Here is a 26,295-nt window from a genome sequence, read left to right on the forward strand (position 1 = left end):
AACAACAGGTGACACGATGAATGAGCTAGAAGCATTTCGCCAGGAAACCCGTGCCTGGCTCGAGAGCAATTGCCCACCTTCCATGCGCACACCCATGCCCTCGGACGAGATCGTCTGGGGTGGCCGGACGGTGGAATTCAAGCATGAGGACCAGCGCCTGTGGTTCGAGCGCATGCGCGACAAGGGCTGGTTCTGCCCCGACTGGCCGGTGGAGTACGGCGGCGGCGGCCTGAATCCACAGCAGGCAGCCATTCTCGACGCCGAGATGCGGCGCCTGCATTGCCGTCCGCCGCAGATCAACCTGGGCATCTGGATGCTCGGCCCGGTGCTGCTGGAATTCGCCACCGAGGAGCAGAAGCAGCGCTTCCTGCCACCCATGGCCCGGGGCGAAATACGCTGGTGCCAGGGCTTCTCCGAACCCAACGCCGGTTCCGACCTGGCCAGCCTGCGCACCTCGGCGGTGCTTGATGGCGATGATTTCGTCATCAACGGCACCAAGATCTGGACCTCCTACGGCAACAAGTCAGACTGGATGTACGCGCTGGTACGCACCGGCCCGATGGAGCCCAAGCAGGCCGGCATCAGTCTGGTCGTGCTGGACATGACCTCGCCTGGCATCAGCGTCTCACCGATTGATCTGATCAGCGGCAAGTCCAGCTTCTGTCAGGTGTTCTTCGACAACGTGCGCGTACCCCGCGCGCAACTGATCGGCGAGCTGAACGGCGGCTGGGCACTGGGCAAGGCGCTGTTGCAGCATGAGCGCAACGCCATGTCCCGGTTCAGCGAATCGGCACTGCCGACCCACTTCGACCTGGATGAATTCCTCGAGAAATACCTCGGCGACCCGCAGACCCCGGCGGAAACGGCGCTGCAGCAGCGCGCCATCGCCTGCCTGATGCAGGAGGAAGCCTTCCGCCTGACCAACCGGCGGCTGTTCGAGACCCTGCGTGCCCGCCAGGATGCCTCCGGCCTGATGGCCATCGCCAAGCTTGTGCACACCGAGCAGGAACGCAGCAAGTTCGAGCTGCTGCTGGAGATCATGGGTAACCACGCCCTGGGCTGGGCCGGGGAGGGCTTCGACCAGCGTGAACTGGACCTGACCGGCGCCTGGCTGATGAGCTTTGCCCAGACCATCGCCGGCGGCTCCTCGGAAGTGCAGTTGAACGTGATCGCCAAGCGCGTGCTTGGCCTGCCGGAAGCCAAGTGAGGAGAGCGCCATGAGCCTGGTATACAACGAAGATCAATTGCAGTTGCAGGACAGTGCCCGTGACTTTCTCGCCGCTCGCTCGCCGGTGGCCTTGCAGCGGGCGCTGCGGGACGAGGGCAGTGCGCTCGGATACAGCCCCGAGGTGTGGAATGGCATGCTCGAGCTCGGCTGGGGCGCGGTGGCGTTCAGCGAGCAGGACGGCGGGCTGGACTTCGGCTTTGCCGGTTACGCCCCGCTGTTCGAGGAAATCGGTCGTCATCTGAGCGCATCGCCGCTGTTGAGCAGCGTGGTGCTCTGCGGCGGGCTGATCGAGCAACTGGGCACTGACGCCCAGCGCCATCACTGGCTGCCCGCGCTGATCAGCGGCGAACGGCGCCTGGCCCTGGCGTTGGAGGAAGGTGCCCGGCACCAGCCTGACGACTTTGCCGTGACGGCCCGCCGGGACGGCAGCGGCTGGGTGCTGAATGGCAGCAAGAGCTGGGTGACCGATGCGGTGTCCGCCGATGGCTGGCTGGTGGTGGCCAGCGAAGCCGATGGCGGTTGCGGCGTGTTCCTGGTTTCCGCCGACCAGCCGGGGGTGCAGCTCCGCACTCGGCAGATGATCGATGCGCGCAACATGGGGGCATTGCAGCTGGATCAGGTTCGGCTGGCCGATGCTGCCCGACTGGGTGATAACGCTGCCTGCGCCGCGCTGGAGCTGGTGCTGGACCGCGGGCGAGCCTGCCTGGCCGCCGAACTGCTGGGCCTGGCGGAAGCCGCTTTCGCCATGACCGTGGACTACCTCAAGACCCGGGTGCAGTTCGACGCCCCCATCGGCAGTTTCCAGGCCCTGCAACACCGCGCTGCCCGGCTGTATGCCCAGCTGCAACTGGCTCGCAGCAGCGTGATGGCTGCGTTCGAGGTGCTGGATCGCAGCACCGGCTCCGTACGCGAGCGCCGCCGCCTGGTGAGTCTGGCGAAATGGCAGGCCAGCCAGCTGGCCCAGCACGTTGGTAACGAGGCGATACAGATGCATGGTGGTATCGGAGTCACCGATGAATATGATCTTGGGCTGTTTCTCAAGCGCATGCGCCTGGCCCAGAACCAGCTGGGTAATGCCGATTTTCACTGCCAGCGCTACGGCGATAACCGTGGCGCCTGAGGCAGTCATCGGCCAACTACAAGAATTACGAAGAGGTACATCATGCACACCCCACTCGTGGAGCAGTGGCGCGCGTGTCGCCAGCAACTGTTGAGTGCCCAATCACCCTTTGCCCTGGCAGAGGACGGACAGGGACTGAAATATTTCGTCAACGCTCCGGCCACCCTGACCGACGCCATCCAGGAAGGCCGCCGCCATGGTGAGACACCTTTCCTGCTATGGCGCGACCAACGACTGAGCTTTGCCGACTTCTACGCTGCAGCAGATCAGCTGACCGCCGCCCTGCAGCAGATCCTCCGGGTCCAGGCAGGGGAGCGCGTGGCGATCGCCATGCGCAACCGCCCGGAATGGATGGTCGCCTTCGTTGCCTGTGTCCAGGCGGGTGCGATTCCGGTGCCGCTGAACAGCTGGGGCCTGCGCGACGAGCTGCTGCATGCGATCGAGGATGCCGACGCCCGGCTGGTGTTCTGCGATGCCGAACGCCATCAGCAGCTCGACGGCAGCCTGGTGGGTCGCGAGGTAGTATTGGTTGACGGCGAGGCGCCGGGCTCCCATACCTGGGAGGCGCTGCTGGCCGCCGAGCTTGCGCCGATGCAGTTGGTGGCTGCCCGTCCCGACGATCCGGCGCTGCTGCTCTACACCTCGGGCACCACCAGTCGCGCCAAGGGCGTGCTGTCCAGCCACCGGGCCGTGGCCCAATCGCTGTTTGCACTGGATTACCAAGGGGCCTTTTCCGGCATGACCTCGCCGGAGCGGGTCAAGCCGATCATCGAATCAGGCCTGCAGCCGACGGCCCTGCTGTGCTTCCCGCTGTTCCATGTCAGCGGCCTGCATGCGCAGTTCCTCAGCATGCTGCGCCATGGCCGGCGCATGGTGATCATGTACAAGTGGGATGTGGAGGAGGCGCTGCGGCTGATCGAGACCGAGCGCTGCACCCAGTTCAACGGCGCGCCGGTGATGATGCAGCAACTGATCAACCACCCGCGTTTCGACAGTCCGGCGACCGCCACCCTGTTCGCCCTGGGCCTGGGCGGCGGCGCCTCGTCGCGTACCATGCTCGACCGACTGATGACCTGCAAGCCCACCGCCATGGCCGGTACCGGCTATGGCATGACCGAAAGCAACGGCATCGGTGCAACCCTGGCTGGCGAGCAGTTCTGCCATTTTTCGGCCAGTTCGGGCTGGCCCTATCCGCTGATCGACCTGGTAGTCGGCGAGCGCCCTGATCAGCCGCTGCCTCCCGGCCAACCCGGGCCCATCTGGCTGCGCTCGGTGACCCTGATGCAGCGCTACTGGAACCGTCCGGAAGAAACCGAGCAGGTGCTGCAGGACGGCTGGCTGTTCACCGGTGATGTCGGTTACCTGGATGAGCACGGCTTCATCTACCTGACCGACCGGATCAAGGACATCATCATCCGCGGTGGCGAGAATATTTCCGCGCTGGAGGTCGAGCAGCAGGCCGCCGAGCATCCCGCTGTTATCGAGGCCGCCGCCTTCGCCCTGCCGGATGAGACCCTCGGTGAGACCGTCGCGCTGGTCGCCCATGTCAATAGTGCTCTGAGCGAGGACGAGTTGCGCGGGTTCATGGCAACCCGACTGGCGCCGTTCAAGCTGCCCGGCCGGATCTGGTTCACCGACCAGCCGCTGCAGCGCAATGCCACCGGCAAGCTGCAGAAACCCCTGATCAAACAATCCCTGGGCATCGCCTGAACTGCGGAGCGCATCATGAGCAAACTGAACGGAAAGGTGGCCATCGTCACCGGCGGCGCTCAGGGCATCGGCCGCGGCATCGTCGAAGCCTATGTCAATGCCGGCGCCAGTGTGTTGCTGAGCGATATCAACGCCGCCGCCATCGACCGGGCGGTGGCGGAGCTGGATTCCATTCAACCGGGGCGGGTGCTGGGGCGGGTGGTGGATGTTACCTGCAAGGACCAGGCGCAGCAGATGGTCGAGGCGGCCATCGCCCATTTCGGCCGGCTCGATGTGCTGGTCAACAATGCATGGAAGGGCGCGCCGCTGGCCCGACTGGAACAGCAGAGCGACGAGCAGCTGCGCGGCGCCTTCGACATGGCGGTCATGGCCGCCTTCTGGGCCATGCAGGCGGCGCTGCCGGAGTTCCGCCGCCTGGGTGGCGGGAGGGTGATCAATCTGTGCTCGCTCAATGGTGTCAATGCGCATATGTACAGCGCCGACTACAACGCGGCCAAGGAAGCCCTGCGCAGCCTGACGCGCACTGCGGCCCGGGAGTGGGCGCGGGACCAGGTCTGTTGCAACGTCATCTGCCCGGGCGCGGCCAGCGAGGCCTACCGCCGGTTTGCCGAAGCCAACCCGGATAATGCGGCCGCGATAGCCCGGGCCAACCCCATGGGCCGGATCGGCGATCCGCTGGAAGACATCGGCCCGGTCGCGGTCTTCCTCGGCAGCGATGATTGCCGCTATGTCACCGGCAATACCTTCTTTGTCGATGGCGGGGCGCATATCAACGGTGTGCACTGGGAACCGCAGCTGCCTTCGTAATCCGCATCTTCCCTGACAATTCGAGTGAGGCGCCAATGAATACCAATATGGCCAATCCCTGGGTCAGCTTCATCGCCCTGCTGTTTGCCACCTTCGTTACCATCGAGGCGGCGGCCTTCCAGGCGCCGGTACTGCCCAGCGTTACCCAACATTTTTCCATCCCGGTCAACCTGGCTGCGCTCATCCTCATCTCCTATTTCATCGCGGTGGCGGTCTGCGCCCCGGCGATGGGCCGGCTGGGCGACCAGATCGGCCGCCGGCGGATGGTGACCATCGGCCTGGTGGTGTTCGGGGTGGCGGAGTTCGTGGCCGCCTGGGCGCCGCAGTTCTGGATGTTCCTGGCGGCGCGGTTTCTCCAGGGGCTGGGCGTGGCCTGCATCTTCCCGGCGGTCTTCAGCTACGTGAACCATCTGTTCCGCGAGGACCAGCGGGGCATGGCCCTGGGGGTGCTGATGTTCGTCATGACCTTTGGCGCCGCCAGCGGCGGCCTGCTGGGCGGGCTGATGATCGATACCTTCGGCTGGCGCAGCGTCTATGTGGTCAGCGGGGCGCTGGCCCTGCTGGGCCTCATTCCGCTGCTGCTGTGGGTGCCGGAGAGTCGTGGCGCACCCCCGGCGGGGCGCTTTGACTGGACGGGTGCGCTGCTGTTGCTGGTGACCATTGCCGCCCTGTTGTCGCTGCCCACCTGGGCCGCCAACTTCGGCCGCGACTCCGCCGTGACCTGGGGCATAGTCGTGCTTGGCATCATCAGCCTGGTCTGGCTGTGGCGGCACAGCGCCCGGCAGGCAGCGCCCATTCTGGATGTGTCGCTGCTCAAGGACCGGCGCTTCGCCATCCCCAGTGCCATCTACTGGATCCAGATGATCCTCAGCAGCGGCCTGGTGTACTCCCTGGCCTTCTTCATCAACACCCGGCCTGGGGGCAGTGCGTCCCAGTTCGGCATGGTGACCCTGGCCTTCTTCGGCTGCACCATGCTCGCCTCGCCGATCTCCGGACGGCTGATCGACCGAATCGAGCCGCGCCGGATCGCCACCCTGTCACTGATTGGCAGCCTGGGCGCGGTGGTGGTGTTTTCCCAGCTGCAGACCTCGGTGTCGCTGACCTGGGTGCTGGTCCTGGTGGGCTTTCTCGGCTTGATGATGGGGGCCAACGTACCGGCCCTGATGAAGCTGGCGCTGGGTGCAATACCGGCGCACAAGGCCGGCGCAGGATCGGGCCTGTTCAGCATGCTGCGGGACCTGGGACTGCCCACGGGGTCATCCTTTTCGCTGGCGATCTTCGGCCTGTCTTCGGCCTACCACACCCGTCGGGTAACCGAGCAGACCGCCACCGACCTGGGCCTGAATGCGCCGCAGACGGCCGAGCTTTTACAGGTTGCAGGCCAGCCCGGCAGTGAGGTCAGCGCGGGCCTGAGTGCGGCCCTGACGGAGGCCGGTGCCGGGGTGGAGCAGGTGCTGGAGAGTATTACCGTGGCATCACTGGGGGGAGCGATCGGCAGTGTCGGTTATCTGCTGACCGGGTTGCTGGTTGTGGCGCTGGCGCTGACGCCGCTGCTGGGTCGGCGAGTGGATGTGCAGAAGGTGGCCGAGGAGATCGAGGGCGCCGCGCAGAGTTGATCGACAGACCTTGCCCGCTGACAGCGGCTGGCCTGCGGCCAGCAATCGCCCCGAGGTCGGGGCTCCTACAGCAACAAGCGGGACCCGCAACCGCCCCGACGCCGCAGTTACCACCGCAAGAGCAGGCCGTAAACCCAACCGGTAGGAGCGGCGACCCCGCCGCGATGGCGTCCGTCAGGACGCCCTGCGTGTGGGCGGCAATCTCCCCGACGCCGCAGTTACCACCGCAAGCGCAGAGCGAAAACCCAACCGGTAGGAGCGGCGACCCTGCCGCGATGGCGTCCGTCAGGACGCCGGGTTGAGCGCGGCGAGTAAAGCCTCAGAGCGCCAGCGCAATATCCGTGGCCGAGCGCAGGGCACCTTCGATATAGCCCAGTTCATGGCTGTCACCGAGGCGGTGGATGGGCAGGCCGCTGCCGGCCAGTTCCTCGGCCAGGCCAGGGTTCGGTCCGGCGCCGATGGCCAGTACCACCGAGTCAGCGGCGACGTTCAACTGGTCGCTGTCCTGGGTGCGGTAATGCACCGCGCGCTCATCAATGCGGTCGACCTGCACGCCGGTCAGCATGAGCACATCGTGGCGCCGCAGGTTGTCCAGCACCCGCCAGCGGCGCACGATCGATAACTCACGCCCCAGATCCGCGCTGGGCTCCAGCACCATCACCTGGCGGCCCCGCTCAACGAGGAACTCGGCCAGTTCCAGCCCAACCAGCCCTCCACCGATGATGACCACCCGCTTGCCCAGCGGCATCCACAGCTTCGACAGCTGCTTGATGGCATCGGTGCTGTTGGTCGCGCCGGTCAGGCTGCCGGCCTTCATCATGGTGCGCTGCGCCAGGGACAGCTTGGCCCTGGCGATCTCCTCGGCGCGGTCGCCGGTCATCATGCGGCGCAGTTCATCGCCGCTCCACACGTGCTTCAATTCGGCACCAGGTATCGGCGGCGCGGCGCGGGAGGCGCCGTTGGCCACCAGCACCTGATCGGCACCCAGCTCCTGCAGCAGGGCGGGCGTGGCGCTGGTGTTCAGGCGGATCTCGATGGGCAACTGGCTGACCTGATGCACCAGGTTGTCCAGCAGCGCGCCGTTTTCCGGATAGGCCAGGGCGGCGAAGAACAGGGTGCCGCCGAGCCGGTTGCTGCGCTCCAGCAGGGTCACCCGATGGCCACGCAGGCTGGCCAGGCGGGCGGCCTCCAGCCCGGCCGGGCCGCCACCCACCACGACGATATGCTGCTTCCGCTCGGCGGGCAGGATGACCTTCTGGCTTTCCTGGCCAGTGAACGGGTTGGCCGCACACTTGACCCGCTGGTTGACGAAGATCTGGCTGACGCAGACATAACAGTAGATGCACGGACGGATGGCCGCGGCGTCACCCTTGATCAGCTTGTTGGGCAGTTCCGGGTCGGCCAGCAGCTTGCGCGCCATGGCGACGAAATCACATTTGCCCTCGGCAATGGCGCGGTCGGCGGCGGCGGGGTCCAGGCGGCCAACGGCGATTACCGGCACGCTGACCGCCTGCTTCACCTGGGCCGTCCAGTCGAGGAACCCTGCCGGTTTCTGCACCAGTGGCGCTTCGGTAAAGGCGACGCCGGTGGTGGTGGCGGCATAGGCCGACACCGAGACGGCGTCCACGCCGGCCTGCTCGGCCAGGCGGGCAAAGGCCTGGCATTCCTCCAGCGTGATGCCGCCGTCCAGACGCAATTCCTGGGCGTCCAGCCGCAGCCAGACGCCGAAGTCATCGCCGGTGCGCCGGCGCACTTCATGCAGGACTTCCAGCATCAGGCGGGCGCGGTTTTCCAGACTGCCGCCGTATTCATCCTCGCGCTTGTTGTAATAGGGCGAGAGGAAGCCGGCAATGATGTAGGTGTGGGCGGCGTGCACTTCCACCCCATCAAAGCCGGCCCGTTTGGCGCGGTCGGCGGCATCGCCGAACCACTGCACCATCTGGGCGATATCGTCCCGGTCCATGACCCGCACCTGGGGCCTGGTCTTCGGCTTGCCCGAGCTGATGAAGGCGCCCAGTTCCTCGGCGGTGAGGGAGGCCATCATGTCGGTCTTGAAGGGTGGCGGGAATGACGGCACCCAGAGCTCGCGGCCCTCGGCGATATCCCGCACCGCAGTCTTGCCCGCGTGCTGCAGCTGGATCGCGATCTTGGCGCCATGCCGGTGCACGCGTTCGACCAGCTGGCTGAGACCGGGCAAAAAGCGGTCATCGGACAGGCCCACCTGGTAGGGCTCGGCGGTGCCGGCGGGGAAGGCAATTGCACCGACGCCCATGATCAGTAGGCCGGCACCGCCAGCAGCCCGGGCTTCATAGTAGGCCTGGATGCGTTCACCACAGGTGCCATCGGATTCGGCGTAGTTGGAGCCCATGGGGGCCATGATGATGCGGTTGCGCAGCTGCAGCCTGCCGATGGTGGCCGGCTGCAGCAGATGGGAATAGCTCATGGGGATAACCTCGGAACCGGGGCCGACCGGCCCCGGCATCATTCACTCGGACAGGAAGGCAATGCATTCCCGGTTGAACAGGGCTTCGTGTTCCACCTGCACCCAGTGGCCGCAGCGGTTGAGCATGAGGAAGCGGGCATTGGGTGCGTTGTCCAGCACCTTGAACGCCCCGGCCGGGGGGTTGAACAGGTCGTTGGTGCCCCAGAAGCCGAGGATCGGCACCTGGATTTCCTTCAGGCGCTCGGTCATGTTGGGCACCAGCATGCTGGAGAACAGGTTGGCGGGCTGGGTCACCGCCACCGCCGCGCGCTCCTGCAGCAGCGCCTCGTCCAATTGGGCAGGGTCGAACAGTTGCAGGGTCATCACATGGCGCATCTGTTCCACGCCCATCGGGCCCTGACTGAACACCTCGACCATGCGCTGGATGCCGGGCATCTGGAAGTAGGTCTCACGCTCTTCCACGCCGCCGGGGGCCATCAGGATCAGCTTTTCCACCCGCTCCGGGTAGGCGAGGGTTGCGCCCAGGGCAATGGCGCCGCCGAGGGAATTGCCCAGCAGGGTGCAGCGGTCGATGCCGATCTTGTCGAGAAAGCCCTGCAGGCTGCTGACAAAGAAAGCCAGATCGTAATTCACATCATCTGGCTTGTCGGAACGGCCGAACCCCGGCAGGTCGAGCACGATGTTGCGGTAGCCGGCCTCGGCGAACACCGGGTAGTTGCCCTTGAAGTTGCTGTAGCCGCTGGCCCCCGGGCCGCTGCCGTGCAGCCAGACCACGGTGGGGCCGGTGCCGGCCTCCAGATAATGCAGGGTCAGGCCGTTGTCCAGGGTGACGTAGTGGCCGGTCGGCAGGGGCAGGCTGTCGTTATGGGTGCTGTTCAAGATCGAGCTCCTTCAGGCATGGATTCAATGGGCAGGTCGACGTCATGACCGTCGACCTGCCGGCGGTATTGGGGAATGGCGCGGGCCAGGGCAAAACAGGGCAGCAGCAGGATGACCATGGTGGCGGCCATGGCGTAGCGCAGCGCCTCGGCACCGATGGCCAGCTCGAACACATCGCTGAGCACACCGACCACCAGCGGGCCGAGACCGACACCGAGCAGGGTTACGCCCATCAGGAACATGGCGGTGCCCTGGGCCAGGCGCGAAGCCGGGAACAGATGGGTCATGGCGCCGAAACAGGGCACCGACCACCAGGTACCGAAGAAGGCGAAGCCCAGGTACAGGGCAAAGGCCGTGGGCACGGCGAGGCTGCCGAGCTGCAGGGCGGACCCGGCCGGCCAGAGGAAGAACAGCAGGCCGAACGGGATGCTCATGGCGGTGCCCAGCAGCGCCGCGCCCAGCTGCCAGCCGCTGTCACGCCGGACCATGCGGTCGGTGAACCAGCCGCAGGTCAGGGTGCCGATGACCGACATCAGCCCGCCGCCGATGCCCAGCAGCGCCCCGGCCTCGGTGAGGCTGAGGCCGTGCGAGCGGATCAGGAAGCTCGGTGCCCAGGTGCCCACCGCGTAGGCGGCGATGGCCCCGCTGCTGCCGGCAAACACGATCAGGGCATAGGAAGGCGTGCGTGCCAGCGACGCCATGGTCTGCAGAAAGCTTTCTCCGGCCTCCGCTGCGCTGGTCGGCTGGCGGCGCGGCGCCCGCACGGTAAAGGCGAGCAGCAACCCGAGCAGCACGCCCGGCGCGCCGATCAGGATAAAGGCCCAGCGCCAGCCATAGGCATCGGCAATCCAGCCGCCCATGCCGAGGCCGAACACCGCCCCCAGCGCCGGCCCCATGAGGAATACCGCCAGTGCCCGGGAGCGGTGCGACGGCGGATACAGGTCGGACACCATGGCCACCGAGGGCGCCGATCCGCCGGCCTCGCCAATGGCCACGCCGATGCGAAACAGCAGCAGCATGGTGAAGCTGGTGGCGACGCCGCAGAGCATGGTCATCAGGCTCCAGGCGATGCACGCCAGCGCCACCACCGGCTTGCGCCCGATGCGGTCGGACAGTCGCCCCAGCGGCAGGCCGAAGACCGTATAGAACAGCGCGAAGGCGACCCCGGAGAGCAGACCGATGAGGGTGTCGGATACACCGAACTCCAGCTTGATCGGCTCGATCAGGATGGAGACCAGCAGCCGGTCTATGTAGTTGAAGATGTAGATCAGGGCGAGCATCAGCAGGGCGTAATGGGTGCGCCAGGTAACGCTGCGCTGGACTGGGGAAATGGCGGCTGGCGAGCTCACGGTGTGCTCCGTCTTATTGTCGGTTTTGCCGATCATCCAACGGGGTCGCAAGCCCTTCATCGTCCATTCAGACCATGGTGACGGCCCGCCGCAGGTCCTGCTGCCACGCGCATTCAGCTTAGTCTCAACGGACGATGTTGGGGGGTGGTCGCGCATGAATCATAGCTGCAACCGTCAATGGGTCGACGCCGTTCGGCCAATAGGAGCAGCGATGAAACTCGATAACAAGATTGCCTTCGTGACCGGAGCCGCCCAGGGCATGGGGGCTGCCATCGTCCGCCAGTTCGTGGAGCAGGGCGCCGTGGTCTATGCCGCCGACATCAATGAAGAAGCCATCACCGCCAGCGTCGCCGACCTCAAGGGGCGCGCCCACGCCGTGGTGTGCAACGTGATGGACGAGGCCTCGGTCCAGGCTGCCATGCAGCGTATCGCCGACGAAGCCGGACGCCTGGATGTGCTGGTCAACAATGCCGGCACCGGCTCGGTCGACAGTTTCCTGGATACCCCGGTGGAGCACTGGGATCGGGTGGTCGGCGTCAACCTCAAGGGTACCTTCCTGTGCGCCCGCGAAGCTGCCCGGCTGATGGTCTCCAAGGGCACCGCCGGCACCATTATCAACTTCTCCAGCACCGGTGCGCTGACGGGTGAAGGCCCCAGCCACTATGTCGCCTCCAAGGCCGGCGTGATGGGCCTGACCCGCAGCCTGGCCCGCGAGCTGGCGCCGCAGAAGATCCGCGTCAACACCATAGTGCCCGGCCCGACCGACACGCCGATGATGGCGGGCATCCCGGATGAATGGATGCAGGCGATGATCGCCGCCATCCCGCTGGGCCGCCTGTGCCAGCCCGAGGAAGTGGCGCGCGTGGTGGCCTTCATGGCCAGCGACGACGCCGGTTTCATCACCGGCCAGAATATCACCGTCAACGGCGGTTCGGCATTCCTCTGAGGAGAAGATCATGACAGCACGCATGCAGAACAAGGTGGCCTTCGTTACCGGTGGTGGTTCGGGTATCGGCGCCGCCACCGCGCTCAAGATGGCTGCCGAAGGCGCCACCGTGGTGGTCTGTGGTCGCCGCGAAGAGCCGTTGAAAGAAATCGTGGCGCAGATTCAGAGCGCCGGCGGTAAGGCCGCCTACCGGGTGGCCGATGTCAGCAACGAGGAATCCTTTGTCGGCGCGATCAAGTCCGCCGCCGCCGAGTTCGGTCGCCTGGACGTGATGGTCAACAACGCCATGGCCTTCACCTGGGGCGGCGTGGACACCATGACCACCGCCGACTGGCACGCCAACTTCGCCACTACCGTGGACGGTACCTTCTGGGGCACCCGCGCCGCCATGCAGCTGATGAAGGAGCAGGGCGGCGGGGCCATCGTCAACATCGCCTCCATCTGCGGTGTGTTCGGTACCGCCTGGATGTCCGGCTACTCCGCCGCCAAGGCGGCGGTGATCAACTTCAGTCGCGCGGTGGCTTCCGAAGGCGCGCCCTTCAAGGTGCGCTGCAACGTCGTGGTGCCGGGTGTGGTCGCCACACCCTCCACCGCCGGCATGCTCAGCGATGACAAGGCCCGCGGCAACACCGAAAAGCTCATCCCCATGGGCCGGGTCGGCGAGGCCGAGGAGCTGGCCAACGCCGTGTTCTTCCTTGCCTCGGATGAAGCCTCCTACATCACCGGCGCCAGCCTCGCGGTCGACGGCGGACGCAGTTCCGACCTGTACACCGTACTGGAATGACCTGCGGGCCTGCGGGCCCGCCTTACCAGCCAACCTGATAAGGCACCACCATGGATCAGAATTCCTTTGCGCAGCGTCTTGATCGGCTGGAGTCGATCGAGGCCATCCGGCAACTGGCGGGCAAATACTCCCTGTCACTGGACATGCGTGACCTGGACGCCCACGTCAATCTGTTCGCCCCGGATATCCGGGTCGGCGGCGGCAAGGTCGGGCGCGCCCACCTGAAGGCTTGGGTTGATGACACCCTGCGCCACCAGTTCACCGGCACCTCCCACCACATCGGTCAGCACATCATCGAGTTCACCGACGCGGACCATGCGGTCGGCGTGGTGTATTCGAAGAACGAGCACGAGACCGGCGCCGAGTGGGTAATCATGCAGATGCTCTACTGGGACGACTACGAGCGCATCGATGGCCAGTGGTACTTCCGCCGGCGCCTGCCTTGCTACTGGTACGCCACCGACCTGAACAAGCCGCCGATCGGCGACATGAAGATGCGCTGGCCGGGCCGCGAGCCCTACCACGGCACCTTCCAGGCGCTGTTCCCATCCTGGAAGTCGTTCTGGGCCAACGCGCCGGAGCGTGACCAACTGCCCGAGGTGGCCGAGCCGGCCCCGGCGGAGCAGTTCCTGCGGCGCATGCGGGCGGACACGCCAGCACCCAAGATTCGCGTACGCTGAGGAGCCAGGTCATGCAGGCATTGATGCAACCCGTGCGCTTCGGCGAACTGCAGCTGGCCAACCGAGTGGTGATGGCGCCGATGACACGCAGCCGCGCCGACGCCGCTGCGGTGCCGACCGCGATCATGGTCGACTATTACGCCCAGCGCGCCTCGGCCGGGCTGATCGTCGCCGAGGGCACCTCGCCTTCGGCCGATGGCCTGGGCTACTGCCGGACCCCGGCCATCTACAGCCAGCAGCAGATCGACGCCTGGCGCCAGGTCACCGATGCGGTGCACGCGGCGGGCGGCCAGATCGTGCTGCAGCTGATGCACTGTGGCCGTGCGGCCTCCCGCCACAACAAGCCGGAGGGCAGCCGCACAGTGGCACCCTCAGCGGTCCGGGCCGAGATTCAGCTGTTCACCGACGCCGTGGGCATGGCCGATACCGATATGCCCGATGCGCTGAGCCGCGAGGAAATCCATGCGGTCATCGCCGACTATCGCCAGGCCGCGCTGAATGCCCGGGAAGCGGGTTTCGATGGTGTCGAGCTGCACTGCACCAGCGGCTACCTGCCCATGCAGTTCATGTCGGAAAACGCCAACCAGCGCACCGATGAGTACGGCGGCAGCCCGGAGAACCGCGTGCGCTTTGCCGTAGAGGTGGCCCAGGCCATGGCCGATGCCATTGGCGCGGGTCGGGTCGGCCTGCGCTTCTGCCCGGGCAACAGGTTCAACGACATTGCCGACAGCGATCCGGCGGCCACCTTCGAGGCGCTGCTGCACGGCCTGGACGGCCTGAACCTGGCCTACCTGCACATCATGCGCGCCCATACCCGCAAGGTCGATGCCTTTGCCACCGCCCGCGCGCTGTTCAAGGGGCCGCTGATCGTCAATGACGGCTTCGAGCCGGATACCGCAGAGCAGATGGTCGCCGAGGGGCTGGCCGATGCGGTGTCCTTCGGCCGGCATTTCATCGCCAATCCGGACCTGGTGCGGCGCATCGGCGAGGGGCTGCCGCTGGCCGAGTTCGACCGCCACACCCTGTATTCCCCCGGCCCGGAGGGCTACATCGATTACCCCGAGGCCGATCCCCGTTCGCAGGAGGAAATTTCATGAGTGCATCCCAGGTCCAGCAGGAACAGTTCATCAGCAACGCGCTGCCCAGCCGAGAAGAGACCCAGGCCAAGCTCGACCTGCGTTCGGTTGCCGCCAGCCGGATCAAGCCGGCCCAGGAGTACACCCTGGCCGACCGGCTGGAAACCCAGGTGGATCGCTTCGGCGAGCGGGATTTCCTGGTCTATGGCGGGCAGCGTTTCAGTTACCGCGAGGTGGATGAGCGCGCCAACCAGTACGCCAATACCTTCCTGGCCCGTGGCATCCAGCCGGGCGACGTCTGCGCCATGGCCATGGAGAACCGCCCGGATTTCTTCTTCTGCTGGTTCGGTCTGGCCAAGATCGGCGCGGTGACGGCCTTCATCAATTACCACCTCAAGGGGCGGGCGCTGCTGCACGCGCTGGAGTCCACCGCAGCACGTGCCGTGGTGATCGGTGAGGAATGCCTGGACGGTTTCCTGGAGACCGAGCAGACCGCCGACTACCCGCGCTGGCTGGTCGCTGACAGCGAGAATCCGGTCGATCGCAGCGTGCTGCCGGTCAGCCTCGACCAGGGCTTTCACGACGAGGTGCTGACAGCGCCCCGCGTCCGTCCGGACGCTGCCCTGCGCGCCGGCATCAAGGCCGAGGATGACATGCTTTATATCTTCACTTCCGGCACCACCGGCCTGCCCAAGGCGGCGAAATACAGCCACATGCGCTGGATGACCTCGGGCGATGTGATGGAGGTCACCCTGGAAGTGACCCCGGCGGACGTCTTCTACTGCTGCCTGCCGCTGTACCACGGCGCGGCGGCCACCTCGGTTACGTCCACTGCGCTGGCCGGCGGTGCGTCCATCGTGTTCCGTCGCAAGTTCAGCGCCAGCCAGTTCTGGTCGGATGTGCGCGAGAACCGGGTCACCATCTTCCAGTACATCGGGGAAATCTGTCGCTACCTGCTGAACAAGCCGGCCAGCCCCGACGACCGCGACCACAGCCTGCGCTGCATGCTCGGCGCCGGCCTGAGCCGGGATGTATGGACCCGCTGGGTGGAGCGCTTCGGCGAACTCGACATCTTCGAGGGTTGGGGCGCAACCGAAGCCAACGCGGCGACGCTCAACGTCGACAACCGGGTCGGTTCCTGCGGTCGCGTGCCGTTCTGGGACAAGACCAATCTGCGCCTGCTCAAGTACGACACCGTCACCCAGACCCATCTGCGCGATGCCGAGGGTCGCTACATTCACTGCCAGCCCGGTGAAGTGGGCGAAGCGGTCGGCATGATCGTCAACCACCCGGAGATTGGGGCGGGGCGTTTCGAGGGGTATACCTCGCCCGAGGCAACCGAGGGCAAGATCCTGCGCAACGTGTTTGTCGATGGCGATGCCTGGTGGGCCTCCGGTGACCTGCTGCGCTACGACGAGGACGGCTACTGTTACTTTGTCGACCGCATCGGCGACACCTTCCGCTGGAAGAGCGAGAACGTCTCGACCCAGGAAGTGGCCGATGCCCTGGGCGACTTCCCCGGACTGGAGCTGATCAATATCTATGGCGTGCTGGTGCCCGGCCACGAGGGCCGTGCCGGTATGGCCGCGGTGCTGATGCAGCCGGGCCGGCAGTTCGATCCGCAGGCGTTCTTCACATTCGCCAGCGAGCGCCTGCCGCATTATGCGGTGCCGGTATTCGTGCGGGTCTCGGCCATGGCCGACATGACCAGCACCTTCAAGCTGCGCAAGATCGACCTGCAGCGCCAGGGTTACAACCCGGCGCTGTTCGACGACCCGCTCTACGTCAAGGACGATCAGGCCGGCAGTTACCTGCCCTACAGCACCGAGCTGCTGGCCCGCCTGGACCTGCCTGCCTTCGCCGGGGAGTCCTGATGAGTGAGCTGGGGCTGCACGAAGGGGAAGCCCGGGGTTGCCTGAGCTTCCCCTGGGAGACCCCGCCGCAACCGGGCCAGGTGCGTGAGGTGGCGCCCGGGGTGCTGTGGCTGCGCATGCCGCTGCCGTTCGCGCTGGATCATATCAACCTCTACCTGCTGCGCCACGGCCACGGCTGGGTAGTGGTCGATACCGGCTTGAACACGCCGCAGAGCCGCGAGGTCTGGGAAGCGGTGTTCACCGATGTGTTCGGTGGAGCGCCGGTACTGGCGGTGATCGCCACCCACTTTCATTACGACCACAGCGGCCTGCTCGGCTGGCTGGTGGATCGCTTCCAATGCCCGGCGTACATGAGCTTCGCTGAATACCAGTCGCTGTTCGTCACTCCGCCCAGGGGCGATGAGCCGAACTGGGCGTTCTTGCAGTTCTACCAGCGCTGTGGATTGGGCCCGGAACAGGTGGCCGCCTTCCGGCCGATGCTCAGCCAGATGGCCTACGACACCCAGGCGCCGACCAGCTTCCGCCGACTGCGGGAGAACGACCTGCTGCAGATCGGTACACGCCGCTGGCGCGTAGTCATCGGCTCGGGCCACTCACCGGAACATGTGTGCCTGTACAGCGAGGACGATAAGTTGCTGATCGCCGGCGATCAGATCCTGCCGCGCATCACCTCCAGCGTCCTCGTCTCAGTGACCGAGCCGGAAGCCAACCCGCTGGGGGACTGGCTGGCATCGCTGCGGCGCTTCCGCCAGCTATCCGATGCGGCGCTGGTGCTGCCGGCCCACGAGCGGCCATTCCACGGCCTGCACCATCGCATCGGCCAGCTGCAACAGCATCACGACGCCCATCTGGACACCCTGACCGAGGTGCTCAAGGCCGGGCCGCAGACGGTAGCCGAGCTGTGCCCGGCGTTGTTTCCGCGGCTGCGCGGCAGCTTCGATTTACTCATGGCCATGGGGGAAACCCTGGCCCACATCAATTTCCTCAGGGAGGAGGGAGTACTGACCCGCACCCTGGCAGGCGAAGCCTGGCGCTTCAGCCTGTCCAGTGGTGGGGAGCAGGTCTTGGCAACTGAAGACATCCACGTTTAACCAGACAACAGGTACGTTGTTTCACCTGAACCCAGGAGTAGTTATGCAGAACAATAACAAGAAGGCCATACAGCGGAGTTCGACAGGGTTTGCATTCGCCTCGCTGGCGATTGCAGTCGCCGCCTTTGCTGCCAATGATGTACAGGCCGGCGAGACGTTCCGTTTCGACAATGGGGCAACCCTGGATTGGTCGGTCACTACCAGTTACGGTCTCGGCATTCGCATGGAAGATGCCGATTCCAAATTGCTGGATGGCCAGGCTAATGCCGATGACGGCAACCGCAACTTCGACCGGCATTCGCTGATGACCCACCGGGTCACCGCGTTGGGTGAAATTATCCTGCGCAAGGATAACTATGGAGCGGTTCTGCGTGGTAGTACGTTCTATGACGACGTTTATCACCGCAGCAATGACAATGACTCCCCCGGTACCGTCAACAAGGACGGAGACCACAATGAGTTCACCAGCGATGCGAAGAAATATTCCGGCGGCCGCAGCCGCTTTCTGGATGCCTACGTCTTCGCCGACTTCGAACTGCCGGCCCGCCAGCGTTTGGGCGTCAAGGCCGGGCGCCATGTGGTGGCCTGGGGTGAGGGTCTGTTCTATCCCGGTGTGAACGGCGTACAGGGTCCGGTCAACGTGGTCAACTCCGGTCAGCCCGGCATTGAAGTCAAGGACATCATGCTGCCGGTCGGCCAGGTGTCGGCCAACTGGGAGGTAAACCCCGACTTCGGCCTGTCCGCCTATGCGCAGTACGAGTGGAAGGGCAATGAGCTGAATCCCGTCGGCTCCTTTCTGTCGACCTCCGACGTGACCGGGCCAGGGCGGCAGTTCATGATCCTGGGACCGGGTTTCAATGCGGCCTATGCTGGCACCAATGATCCACGTGACAGCGGCCAGTACGGTATCCGTGCCATGTACCGCCCGACCTTGTCCACCGAGCTGGGGTTCTTCCATGTGCGGTACCATGACCGCAACCCGGGCGGGGTGACCATAGCTCCGGACTTCCAGAGCTATGAAATCGAATATGTCGAGGACATCAAGCTCACCGGTATGAGCTTCTCCACCAGCGTGGGTGATACCCAGGTCGGCGGCGAATGGTCCTACCGTACCGGTGCACCGGTGATGCTCGCCGGCAACCAACTGACCACCGGCTCCGGCCAGCAGATGCAGCTGAGCTTCATCCGTGCCTTTGGCGATATGCCCTGGGCCAGCTCTACCACCATCATGGGCGAAGTGGTGCATGTACGTGCCGACGATGTGGACGATATCGACGGCAACGATGACTTCACCTACAAGACGGCCACCGGCTGGCAGAGCAAGTCCTCCACGGCCTACACCCTGCAGACCGTGCTGTCCTACCCGGGCATCTTTTCCGGATGGGACCTGAACATACCGGTGAACTGGTCCCACGTGGTCGAGGGCAACACGCCGCTCAAGGGCACCATCGCCGCCGGGGCAGGGGACAAGCGCATGTCCGTCGGCGCCACCTTCAAGTATCTGGGCAACCTCGAGCTGAACACGACCTACACCGCGTATCTGTACTCGGGCGACCCCAGCCGCAACCGCATGCTGTCAGACCGCGACTATCTGACCATCTCGGCCAAATACACATTCTGAATCGATTACGAAAGCGACCTTCGGCGCCGGGCTGGCGGCTTAGTCTGATCAGACGATGAGTCATCAGCGCCGGCGCCATGAAGATGAAGGTCGCGCTAACCCTGTGGAGAAGAATAATGAGTAAACATGGTGTCGTAATGTCGCTGGTCACCGTTGTCAGCATGGCCGTTGCCGGTATCGCCAACGCCGCCGTATCCGAGGAGGAAGCGGCACGTCTCGGCCAGGATCTCACCTGTGTCGGTGCCGAGCGTGCCGGCAATGCCGCCGGAACCATCCCCGAATTCAAGGGGCTGTACGTGGGCGAAGTCCCGGGCTGGGATGCCGAACCGCACAGCGGCGAACATCCGGTCGACCCTTACGCCGATGACCAGCCGATCCTGGTGATCACCGCACAGAATGCGAAGGAGCATGCCGAGCATCTGACCGAGGGGCAGCTGGGCATGTTCGAGAGGTACCCGGAGACCTACAGGATCAACGTCTACCAGGGTCGCCGCGAGTTCGCCTATCCGGATTTTGTCTGCGAGCGTGCCAGGTGGAACGCCACCAACGCCAAGCTGGTGAACGACGGGCTGGGCATCAGCGGCCTCGGCCACAACCCCTTCCCGATTCCGCAGAATGCGCTGGAGGTGCTCTGGAACCACCAGTTGCCCTACCGTTCCTACACCCAGAACGAAGTGCGCGATATCGCCTCGGTCACCGCCTCCGGCAGCATCGGCTGGGGCCGCTCCCACGGTCGCTGCCTGGCCCCCTCGAACAACCCGGACCCGGCCGCGCGCCCGAACGCGGAAGACGGCGTCTCGGCCTATTGCATCACCGAGGTTCTGCTGCCATTGCGTGAGCGCGGCAACATGTCGATGAACCATGAGCCCTACAACTACGCCATTGCCTCCCGCACGGCCTGGTCCTACAACACCGGCACGCGCCGGGTGCGTCTGGCTCCCGGCTACGGCTACGACCAGCCGCTGGGTGGCAGTAACGGGTTGATGACCATCGACGAAGACCGCCTGTTCAACGGTGCGCCTGACCGCTACGACTGGAAACTGCTTGGCAAGCAGGAAATCTACATTCCCGCCAACGCCTACAAGGTCCACAGTGCCGACATCAGCTACGACGACCTGCTGACGAAGAACCACCCGAATCCGGAACACCTGCGCTACGAACTGCGCCGGGTCTGGGTGATCGAGGCCACGGTCAAGGAAGGCAGCCGCCACCTGTACGGCAAGCGCAAGCTGTTCCTCGATGAGGACACCTGGCATGCGGTACTGGCGGACAACTACGACAGCCGCGGCGAGCTGTGGAAGCACGCGCTGGTCAATTACTACTACCACCCTGATACCAGTGCCTGGCAGGCTGGCGCCTCCTTCTTCCATGACCTGAACAGCGGCGGCTATATCGCCTACTCGCTGGCCAACGAACGCGAGACCGGCCCCATCCTCAACAAGGGCGACATGTCCCCCGACCTGTTCACCCCGGATCGCCTGCGCGCCATGGGCCGCTGATTCGAGCCATTGCCAGGGCGCCTCGGCAGCTTGTACCGCCGGGGCAAACTGCAGTACCAGGGCCGAGCCGCAACAATGCGGCTCGGTCTTTTTCATTCAGGGGGCAGGGTGGGCAGCGGGCAGCAGAGTGCTGAGTTGATCGCTTAATGCACGACCGTTGAGAATCACCACGATGGGTGCGAAGGATTTACCGGAGCGGGTACGGGTCCAGCCCTCATGCATGTCCGAAAGCGCATGGTGCAACATGGCCCAGCGCGCTGACAGGCTGTTATCCTGATTCGCGGCCAGCAGTCGCGTCAGCTGATCATCCAGCCGCTCCAGCAATTCACTGTAATCCGTCTGGTAATAATGACTACCCAACTCCGCGCTCGCAGGCAGGCCGATATAGCTGGCAAAGGCGTAGCGCAGCGTCAGGTACTCGGTCAGCAGCACGCTGAGGTAGGGGGCATCGGCATCGGGCTGGTGCAGCGCCTCGATCACCGCCAGCAGCTGGCGGTAAAGCGCATCCATCTGCCCGGCGGAAGGTTGTTGCCCGGCATCATGGCTGTCCAGTGTCGACATGATGGCCTGGGGATAACCGTGGGTGGCCGCTGGGCCGGTCAGCTGCAGCTGGCTGATGCTGTCCTGCAGCGCCTGGCGTTGTCTCGCGTGCATGCCTTCACCCTGGGCCTGCAACATCAGGGTGAGCGAGCGCATGGCCTCACGCTGCAGCAGCACATTGTCGGGCAGCGCGGCCTGGGTGGGGAGCGTCAGCAGGCAGCCGGCCAGGGCCAGCGAACGGGTCATTGTTCTTATCATGATTGGCGTCCTTGTTGTCTTTATTCAGTGGCGGCGCTGGTTGGCCGCGGGGGGCGAGCTTGCATGGCGAAATCCGCCTTGTCGTGGTCGATCTGGACTAGATCCTGGTGTTTTTGGCGGGCGGATAATCGTCCGGATTAGGCCTAACGGACGATGAGCTACCCGCAGGCTGCCCCGACAATCGGTAGCACAAGGCGATATCTTCCAGATCGCCTGCAACCGATGAGGGGATAATCATGGGTTTGAAAGGAACGGCTGCCATCGTCGGCGCCGCACAATACAAACCGGAGAAATACGCCACCGCGCCGCAGATGTTTCATCTGGAGCAGGTCGCCGATCTGGCCGCCCAGGCGCTGGCTGACGCCGGGCTCAAGGCCAGCGATATCGATGGTCTGTGCATCAACGGGCCGCATTTTCATGAGGCATCCAGCTTCGTACCGGCCATGGCCGCCGAGTACCTGGGCGTCGCACTGAACTTTGCCGAAGTGGTCGACCTGGGCGGCACCACCGCCGTGGGCATGATCTGGCGCGCCGCCGCCGCCATCGAGCTGGGCATCTGCCAGGCCGTGCTCTGCGTGATCCCCCAGCGCATGGCGCCCTTCGGCCCCGACGATGATCCCTCTGCCATGGCCCGGGCCATGCGCTTCGGTGGCCACAGCACCCAGTACGGCGCCCCCGAAGCCGAATTCGATCTGCCCTACGGCCACATGGGCCAGAACACCGGCTACGCCATGATCGCCCAGCGCTACGCCGCCCAATATGGCTACGACCAGCGCGCCATGGCCAAGATTGCCGTGGACCAACGCTTCAATGCCCAGGCCCACCCGGACGCCATCTTCCGTGGCCAGAACCTGAGCATAGAAGATGTACTGAACAGCAAGCTGGTCGCCGACCCGCTGCACATCCTCGAGATCGTCATGCCGGTCGCCGGTGGCGCCGCGGTGATCGTCGCGTCAAAGGAGGTGGCCGCCAGGTCGAAAGGGCGTCCGGCCTATGTAACCGGCTTCGGCGAGCGACTGGGTTACAAGTCGCCCAGCTATTCGCCGGACATGACCGAAACGCCGGTCGGCCCGGCCGCGCGCACGGCCTTCGCCATGGCCGGGCTGACGCCCTCCGATATGCACGCCGCGCAGATCTACGACTGCTACACCATCACCGTGCTGCTCAGCCTGGAAGACGCCGGCTTCTGCCCCAAGGGCGAAGGCATGCGTTTCATCCTGGATAACGACCTGACCTACAAGGGCAACTTCCCGATGAACACCCACGGCGGCCAGCTGAGCTTCGGTCAGGCCGGGTCCGCCGGAGGCTTTTCCCAGGTCGTGGAGGCCTACCAGCAGATTGCCGGCAAGGCAGGGGATCGCCAGCTCAGGGTCTGCGATCAGGTGTTCGTCTCAGGCACCGGTGGTGTCATGAGTGAGCAGGGCGCATTGATTCTTCAGGGGGCATGAGCATGAGCAACAAACCGATGCCGCTGGCGACAGCGATTTCCGCGCCATTCTGGGAGGGCCTGAAAGACGGCAGGATCCTCCTGCAGCAATGCAACGCGTGCCAGCACTGGATCTTCTACCCGCGGCGCCACTGCAGCAGCTGCCTGTCCCATGACCTGAACTGGAAGCAGGTGAGCGGCGCCGGCACGCTGTACACCTACACCGTGGCACGGGTCCCGACCCTGCCCGAATTCGCCAGCGCCGAGCCGCAGATCCTGGCCGTGGTCGAGCTGGATGAAGGCGTGCGCATGAACACCACTCTGGTTGGGCTCGCCCCCGAGCAGATCGAAATCGGCATGCGCGTGAAGCCGGTGCGCGCCACGGTCAATACCGACGGCACTGTCCTGCTGCGCTATACCGGCGCGGACGTCGCCATGGAAGAACGTGACGAAGTGGTCAAAGCCCCGGAAGCGCCCGCGCCCGAGGCCGGCCCGCCGAAGCGCAGGATCGACGTCAAGGACATCGACGCCCTGAAAGCGCTGGTGACCGGCGAGTTCAGCGATTGGAGCAACCAGGTGCTGGTGGATCAGGAGCTGATCAACCAGTTTGCCGAGCTGTCCGGCGACAGCTACTGGATCCACACCGATCCCGAGCGCGCGCGCAGGGAGAGCCCCTTCGGCGGCACCATCGCCCACGGCGCGCTGGTGCAGGTACTGATGTCGCGCATGCAGGTGCCGCTGAGCTTCGAGGTGACCGGTTTCACCAATATGGTCAACTACGGCTCCGAACGCCTGCGCTTCCCCAGCCCGGTGCCGGCTGGCTCGCTGGTGCACTCACGCACCCGGGTCAAGTCTGTCGAGGTGCTGCCGCGCGGTACCCAGATGGTGCTGGAGTGCAATATCCACGTGGTAGGGCAGGAGCGCCCGGCGGTGATCAACGATCTGGTCATCCTCTACATGTAACAGCTTGTTGTGCTGCCCGGTCTGGGTCCAGGACCGGTTTTTTATCGCCCACCGGTTTGCGCCGTGGGCGATTTTTTTTGCTTGTCTCGGTGGGATGTGGCTGGTGGTTCGTGCAAGCCTCTGCGTTGGTATGCCCCTGCCACGACACGCCGTAAACCCATCCCTGGGGGCTCGTTGATGTCATCCGACCGCCAGGGATGGCGGAAGTGTCGGAAATGCAGGAGCAATTTTCGACCCTGACATCAAACGGTCGTGGCAGGGGCATCCCAACGCAACGGCAGAGACTTCGAGCTGCTGAGGGTTTTGCTTCCAGCAGCTCGGGGTTCGCTGGTCGTTCTGGGGTGCAGGGCTGTGCCGACCGTCGGTTTTCAGGGATGAAAACCGCGAGCCTACATGGATGTATTCACGGCGTGTCGGCACGGCCCTGCACCCCAGCACGGCCTTGCACAATCTACCACGGCGCCGTTGCAGCCCCTGCACGAAGGTCCAGCGAAACCGCATAAGCACAGCCCGCCCGCCCCGTTAGTCTCAATGGACGATGAATGCGCCGCCCCCCAAGGGCAACAATCCAGCCATGCTTCAAGGCCCTGAATGAGGAGTGGCGGCATGAGTGAGATTCGAGCGCTGAGCTATTTCGTCGCGCAGATTGGTGATGTGCAGCAATGGCAGCACTACGCCGAGAACGTACTGGGCATGATGACCCGCCCGGCCCCCGGCGGCGGTTTGTACATCAAGATGGATGACCGTCCGTTCCGCATGCTGGTGGTCGAAGGCGCGGAGCCGCGTTACCTGGCCTCGGGCTGGGAGCTGGGCAGCAAGGCCGCGTTCGACGCCATGCTGGCACGGCTGGAGGCCAGCGGCGTGGCCTATGAGCTGGCCGATGCGGCCTTCTGCGATCAGCGTCAGGTCAATCAGGCCGCACTGCTGCAGGACCCGGCCGGCAACCGGCACGAGCTGACCTGGGGCTACCGCTCCGACTGCGAGCCCTTCGTCTCGCCCCAGGGCGTGCCGCGCTTCCTGACCGGCGACATGGGTCTGGGCCACACCGTACTGCCGACGCCGAATTTCGATGAGTGCGCCGCCTTCTACCAGGACGTGCTGGGCTTCGGGATCTCCGACATCTTCAACTTCCGCCCGGTGCCCGACGCGCCCGCAACACGCATCCACTTCCTGCATTGCGGCAACGCCCGGCACCACAGCCTGGCCATTGCCGAATACGACGTGCCGAGCAAGTGCGTGCATGTGATGGTGGAGGTGGACTCCATGACCGAAGTCGGCCGCGCCGACGACCGGCGTCAGGCCCATGGCGTGGCGCTGTCGGCCACCCTGGGGCAACACCTCAACGACCGGATGACCTCCTTCTACATGAAGACACCATCCGGCTTCGATCTGGAATACGGCTGGGGCGGACTGCAGGTCGACTGGGATCAGCACACCGCTTTCGAATTCACCAAGGTCAGCATCTGGGGCCACGACTTCAGCGCTGGCCGCCAGGAGGGGCAGTAATGAACAAGCAGATGACTGCTGCGGATGTCGTAGGACAACTGCGTGATGGCATGACCATTGGTTTCGGTGGCTGGGGGCCACGGCGCAAGCCGATGGCGATAGTGCGCGAGATCCTGCGCAGTGACGTGAAGGACCTCACCGTGGTGGCCTATGGCGGCCCGGAAGTCGGCATGCTGTGTGCTGCCGGTAAGGTGAAGAAGCTGATCTTCGGCTTTGCCACCATGGACGCCATTCCGCTGGAGCCGTATTTCCGCAAGGCCCGCGAGGCCGGCACCCTGGATGTGATGGAGCTGGACGAAGGGCTGTTCCAGTGGGGCCTTAAGGCCGCTGCCATGCGCCTGCCGTTCCTGCCGGCGCGGGCCGGCCTGGCCACTGACGTGCTGACCCACAATCCGGACCTCAAGCTCATCAGCTCGCCCTACGCCGACGGCGAAGTGCTGCTGGCCATGCCGGCGCTGGAGCTGGATGTGGGCTTTGTGCATGTGAACAAGGCCGACCGGCTGGGCAACACCATGATCACCGGCAACGATGTGTATTTCGATCACCACGTCGCCCGTGCTTCCAGGCAGTGCTTCGTCTCCGCCGAGGAAGTTGTAGACCGCCTGGAACTGGACGCCGAGAGCGCCCGTTACTGCACCTTCGAACGTTCGGTGGTGACCGGCGTGGTTGAGGCGCCCATGGGAGCGCACCCCACCGCCTGCGGACCGGCCTACGGCTGGGACATGGAGCACCTGAAGGATTACAGCGCCAGTGCCGGCGAAGAGAACGGCTGGCAGCGCTATCTGGATACCTATGTGAATTGCAGCGAAGCCCAATACCAGGAGCGCAACGGCGGGGCCGAGCGCATGGCCAACCTGCCCCTGCCGATTTTCTGAGGAG

The 26,295-nt window shown here is 65.0% G+C and carries 21 protein-coding genes; 17 read left to right on the top strand and 4 right to left on the bottom strand.

All coding sequences use genetic code 11. From position 1 onward, the window contains the following. Positions 1-16: 16 nt before the first annotated feature. From BM046_RS02540 to BM046_RS02560, 5 genes are read left to right on the top strand one after another with little or no spacing between them, the layout of a single operon-like run. Positions 17-1,207, top strand: coding sequence for an acyl-CoA dehydrogenase family protein (locus BM046_RS02540; protein ID WP_090536627.1), 1,191 nt, complete (start codon positions 17-19; stop codon positions 1,205-1,207). A gap of 10 nt (positions 1,208-1,217) precedes the next feature. Then, positions 1,218-2,348: an acyl-CoA dehydrogenase family protein gene (locus tag BM046_RS02545; protein WP_090536631.1), complete on the top strand. Its 1,131-nt coding sequence runs from the start codon at positions 1,218-1,220 to the stop codon at positions 2,346-2,348. A 42-nt stretch (positions 2,349-2,390) separates the two neighbouring features. Continuing rightward, positions 2,391-4,058, top strand: a complete 1,668-nt coding sequence (locus BM046_RS02550) for a class I adenylate-forming enzyme family protein (protein ID WP_090536633.1) — start codon at positions 2,391-2,393, stop codon at positions 4,056-4,058. Positions 4,059-4,073: 15 nt separating this feature from the next. After that, positions 4,074-4,865: an SDR family NAD(P)-dependent oxidoreductase gene (locus BM046_RS02555; RefSeq protein ID WP_090536635.1), complete on the top strand. Its 792-nt coding sequence runs from the start codon at positions 4,074-4,076 to the stop codon at positions 4,863-4,865. Between the two features lie 35 nt (positions 4,866-4,900). Beyond that, entirely contained in the window at positions 4,901-6,481 is a 1,581-nt protein-coding gene (locus BM046_RS02560; protein WP_090536637.1) for an MFS transporter, read from the top strand. A 319-nt stretch (positions 6,482-6,800) separates the two neighbouring features. Here the strand turns inward: BM046_RS02560 and BM046_RS02565 are convergent, their stop codons facing one another. The 3 genes from BM046_RS02565 to BM046_RS02575 are packed head-to-tail and all read right to left on the bottom strand — an operon-like array spanning position 6,801 to position 11,083. After that, the gene (locus tag BM046_RS02565; RefSeq protein WP_090536893.1) at positions 6,801-8,924 is read right to left on the bottom strand and encodes an NAD(P)/FAD-dependent oxidoreductase; all 2,124 of its coding nucleotides are present in this window, start codon (positions 8,922-8,924) and stop codon (positions 6,801-6,803) included. Between the two features lie 42 nt (positions 8,925-8,966). Continuing rightward, positions 8,967-9,803: an alpha/beta fold hydrolase gene (locus tag BM046_RS02570; protein ID WP_090536639.1), complete on the bottom strand. Its 837-nt coding sequence runs from the start codon at positions 9,801-9,803 to the stop codon at positions 8,967-8,969. Next, positions 9,800-11,083, bottom strand: coding sequence for a spinster family MFS transporter (locus BM046_RS02575; protein ID WP_235818555.1), 1,284 nt, complete (start codon positions 11,081-11,083; stop codon positions 9,800-9,802). Before BM046_RS02575 ends, BM046_RS02570 begins: the two co-directional genes overlap by 4 nt. Before the next feature lie 280 nt (positions 11,084-11,363). On the opposite strand from BM046_RS02575, the gene BM046_RS02580 reads away from it, so the two are divergent. The 8 genes from BM046_RS02580 (at position 11,364) to BM046_RS02615 (ending at position 20,723) form a co-directional block, all read left to right on the top strand. Next, on the top strand, positions 11,364-12,098 hold the full coding sequence (locus BM046_RS02580) for an SDR family NAD(P)-dependent oxidoreductase (protein ID WP_090536644.1): 735 nt from the start codon (positions 11,364-11,366) through the stop codon (positions 12,096-12,098). Positions 12,099-12,108: 10 nt separating this feature from the next. Then, positions 12,109-12,882: an SDR family NAD(P)-dependent oxidoreductase gene (locus BM046_RS02585; RefSeq protein ID WP_090536646.1), complete on the top strand. Its 774-nt coding sequence runs from the start codon at positions 12,109-12,111 to the stop codon at positions 12,880-12,882. Between the two features lie 50 nt (positions 12,883-12,932). After that, complete coding sequence (locus BM046_RS02590; protein ID WP_090536648.1) at positions 12,933-13,562, top strand: nuclear transport factor 2 family protein; 630 nt, start codon at positions 12,933-12,935, stop codon at positions 13,560-13,562. Between the two features lie 11 nt (positions 13,563-13,573). Beyond that, the gene (locus BM046_RS02595; RefSeq protein WP_090536650.1) at positions 13,574-14,659 is read left to right on the top strand and encodes an alkene reductase; all 1,086 of its coding nucleotides are present in this window, start codon (positions 13,574-13,576) and stop codon (positions 14,657-14,659) included. Further along, entirely contained in the window at positions 14,656-16,512 is a 1,857-nt protein-coding gene (locus BM046_RS02600) for a long-chain-acyl-CoA synthetase (protein WP_090536652.1), read from the top strand. The genes BM046_RS02595 and BM046_RS02600 overlap by 4 nt, the downstream gene beginning before the upstream one ends. Then, positions 16,512-17,603, top strand: a complete 1,092-nt coding sequence (locus tag BM046_RS02605; protein WP_090536653.1) for an MBL fold metallo-hydrolase — start codon at positions 16,512-16,514, stop codon at positions 17,601-17,603. The genes BM046_RS02600 and BM046_RS02605 overlap by 1 nt, the downstream gene beginning before the upstream one ends. A gap of 43 nt (positions 17,604-17,646) precedes the next feature. Further along, a complete protein-coding gene (locus BM046_RS02610) occupies positions 17,647-19,224 on the top strand; it encodes a DUF1302 domain-containing protein (protein WP_090536654.1) in 1,578 nt (525 codons plus the stop codon). Positions 19,225-19,340: 116 nt separating this feature from the next. Beyond that, the gene (locus BM046_RS02615; protein WP_090536656.1) at positions 19,341-20,723 is read left to right on the top strand and encodes a DUF1329 domain-containing protein; all 1,383 of its coding nucleotides are present in this window, start codon (positions 19,341-19,343) and stop codon (positions 20,721-20,723) included. A 96-nt stretch (positions 20,724-20,819) separates the two neighbouring features. Here the strand turns inward: BM046_RS02615 and BM046_RS02620 are convergent, their stop codons facing one another. Then, positions 20,820-21,521: a hypothetical protein gene (locus BM046_RS02620; protein ID WP_143084136.1), complete on the bottom strand. Its 702-nt coding sequence runs from the start codon at positions 21,519-21,521 to the stop codon at positions 20,820-20,822. 236 nt (positions 21,522-21,757) lie between these two features. Here BM046_RS02620 and BM046_RS02625 point away from each other — a divergent pair, with 236 nt between their 5' ends. From BM046_RS02625 to BM046_RS02640, 4 genes are all read left to right on the top strand, one after another. Then, positions 21,758-22,969, top strand: a complete 1,212-nt coding sequence (locus BM046_RS02625; protein ID WP_090536659.1) for a thiolase family protein — start codon at positions 21,758-21,760, stop codon at positions 22,967-22,969. A gap of 2 nt (positions 22,970-22,971) precedes the next feature. Then, positions 22,972-23,910: a bifunctional OB-fold nucleic acid binding domain-containing protein/MaoC family dehydratase gene (locus BM046_RS02630; protein ID WP_090536895.1), complete on the top strand. Its 939-nt coding sequence runs from the start codon at positions 22,972-22,974 to the stop codon at positions 23,908-23,910. A gap of 606 nt (positions 23,911-24,516) precedes the next feature. After that, positions 24,517-25,416, top strand: a complete 900-nt coding sequence (locus BM046_RS02635; RefSeq protein WP_090536661.1) for a VOC family protein — start codon at positions 24,517-24,519, stop codon at positions 25,414-25,416. Beyond that, positions 25,416-26,291 carry a CoA transferase subunit A gene (locus BM046_RS02640; RefSeq protein WP_090536664.1) on the top strand — a complete coding sequence of 292 codons (876 nt, stop codon included), beginning with the start codon at positions 25,416-25,418 and terminating at the stop codon, positions 26,289-26,291. Before BM046_RS02635 ends, BM046_RS02640 begins: the two co-directional genes overlap by 1 nt. Positions 26,292-26,295: the final 4 nt, after the last annotated feature.

This window comes from Halopseudomonas formosensis, from assembly GCF_900115905.1.
GTDB classification, from domain to species: domain Bacteria; phylum Pseudomonadota; class Gammaproteobacteria; order Pseudomonadales; family Pseudomonadaceae; genus Halopseudomonas; species Halopseudomonas formosensis.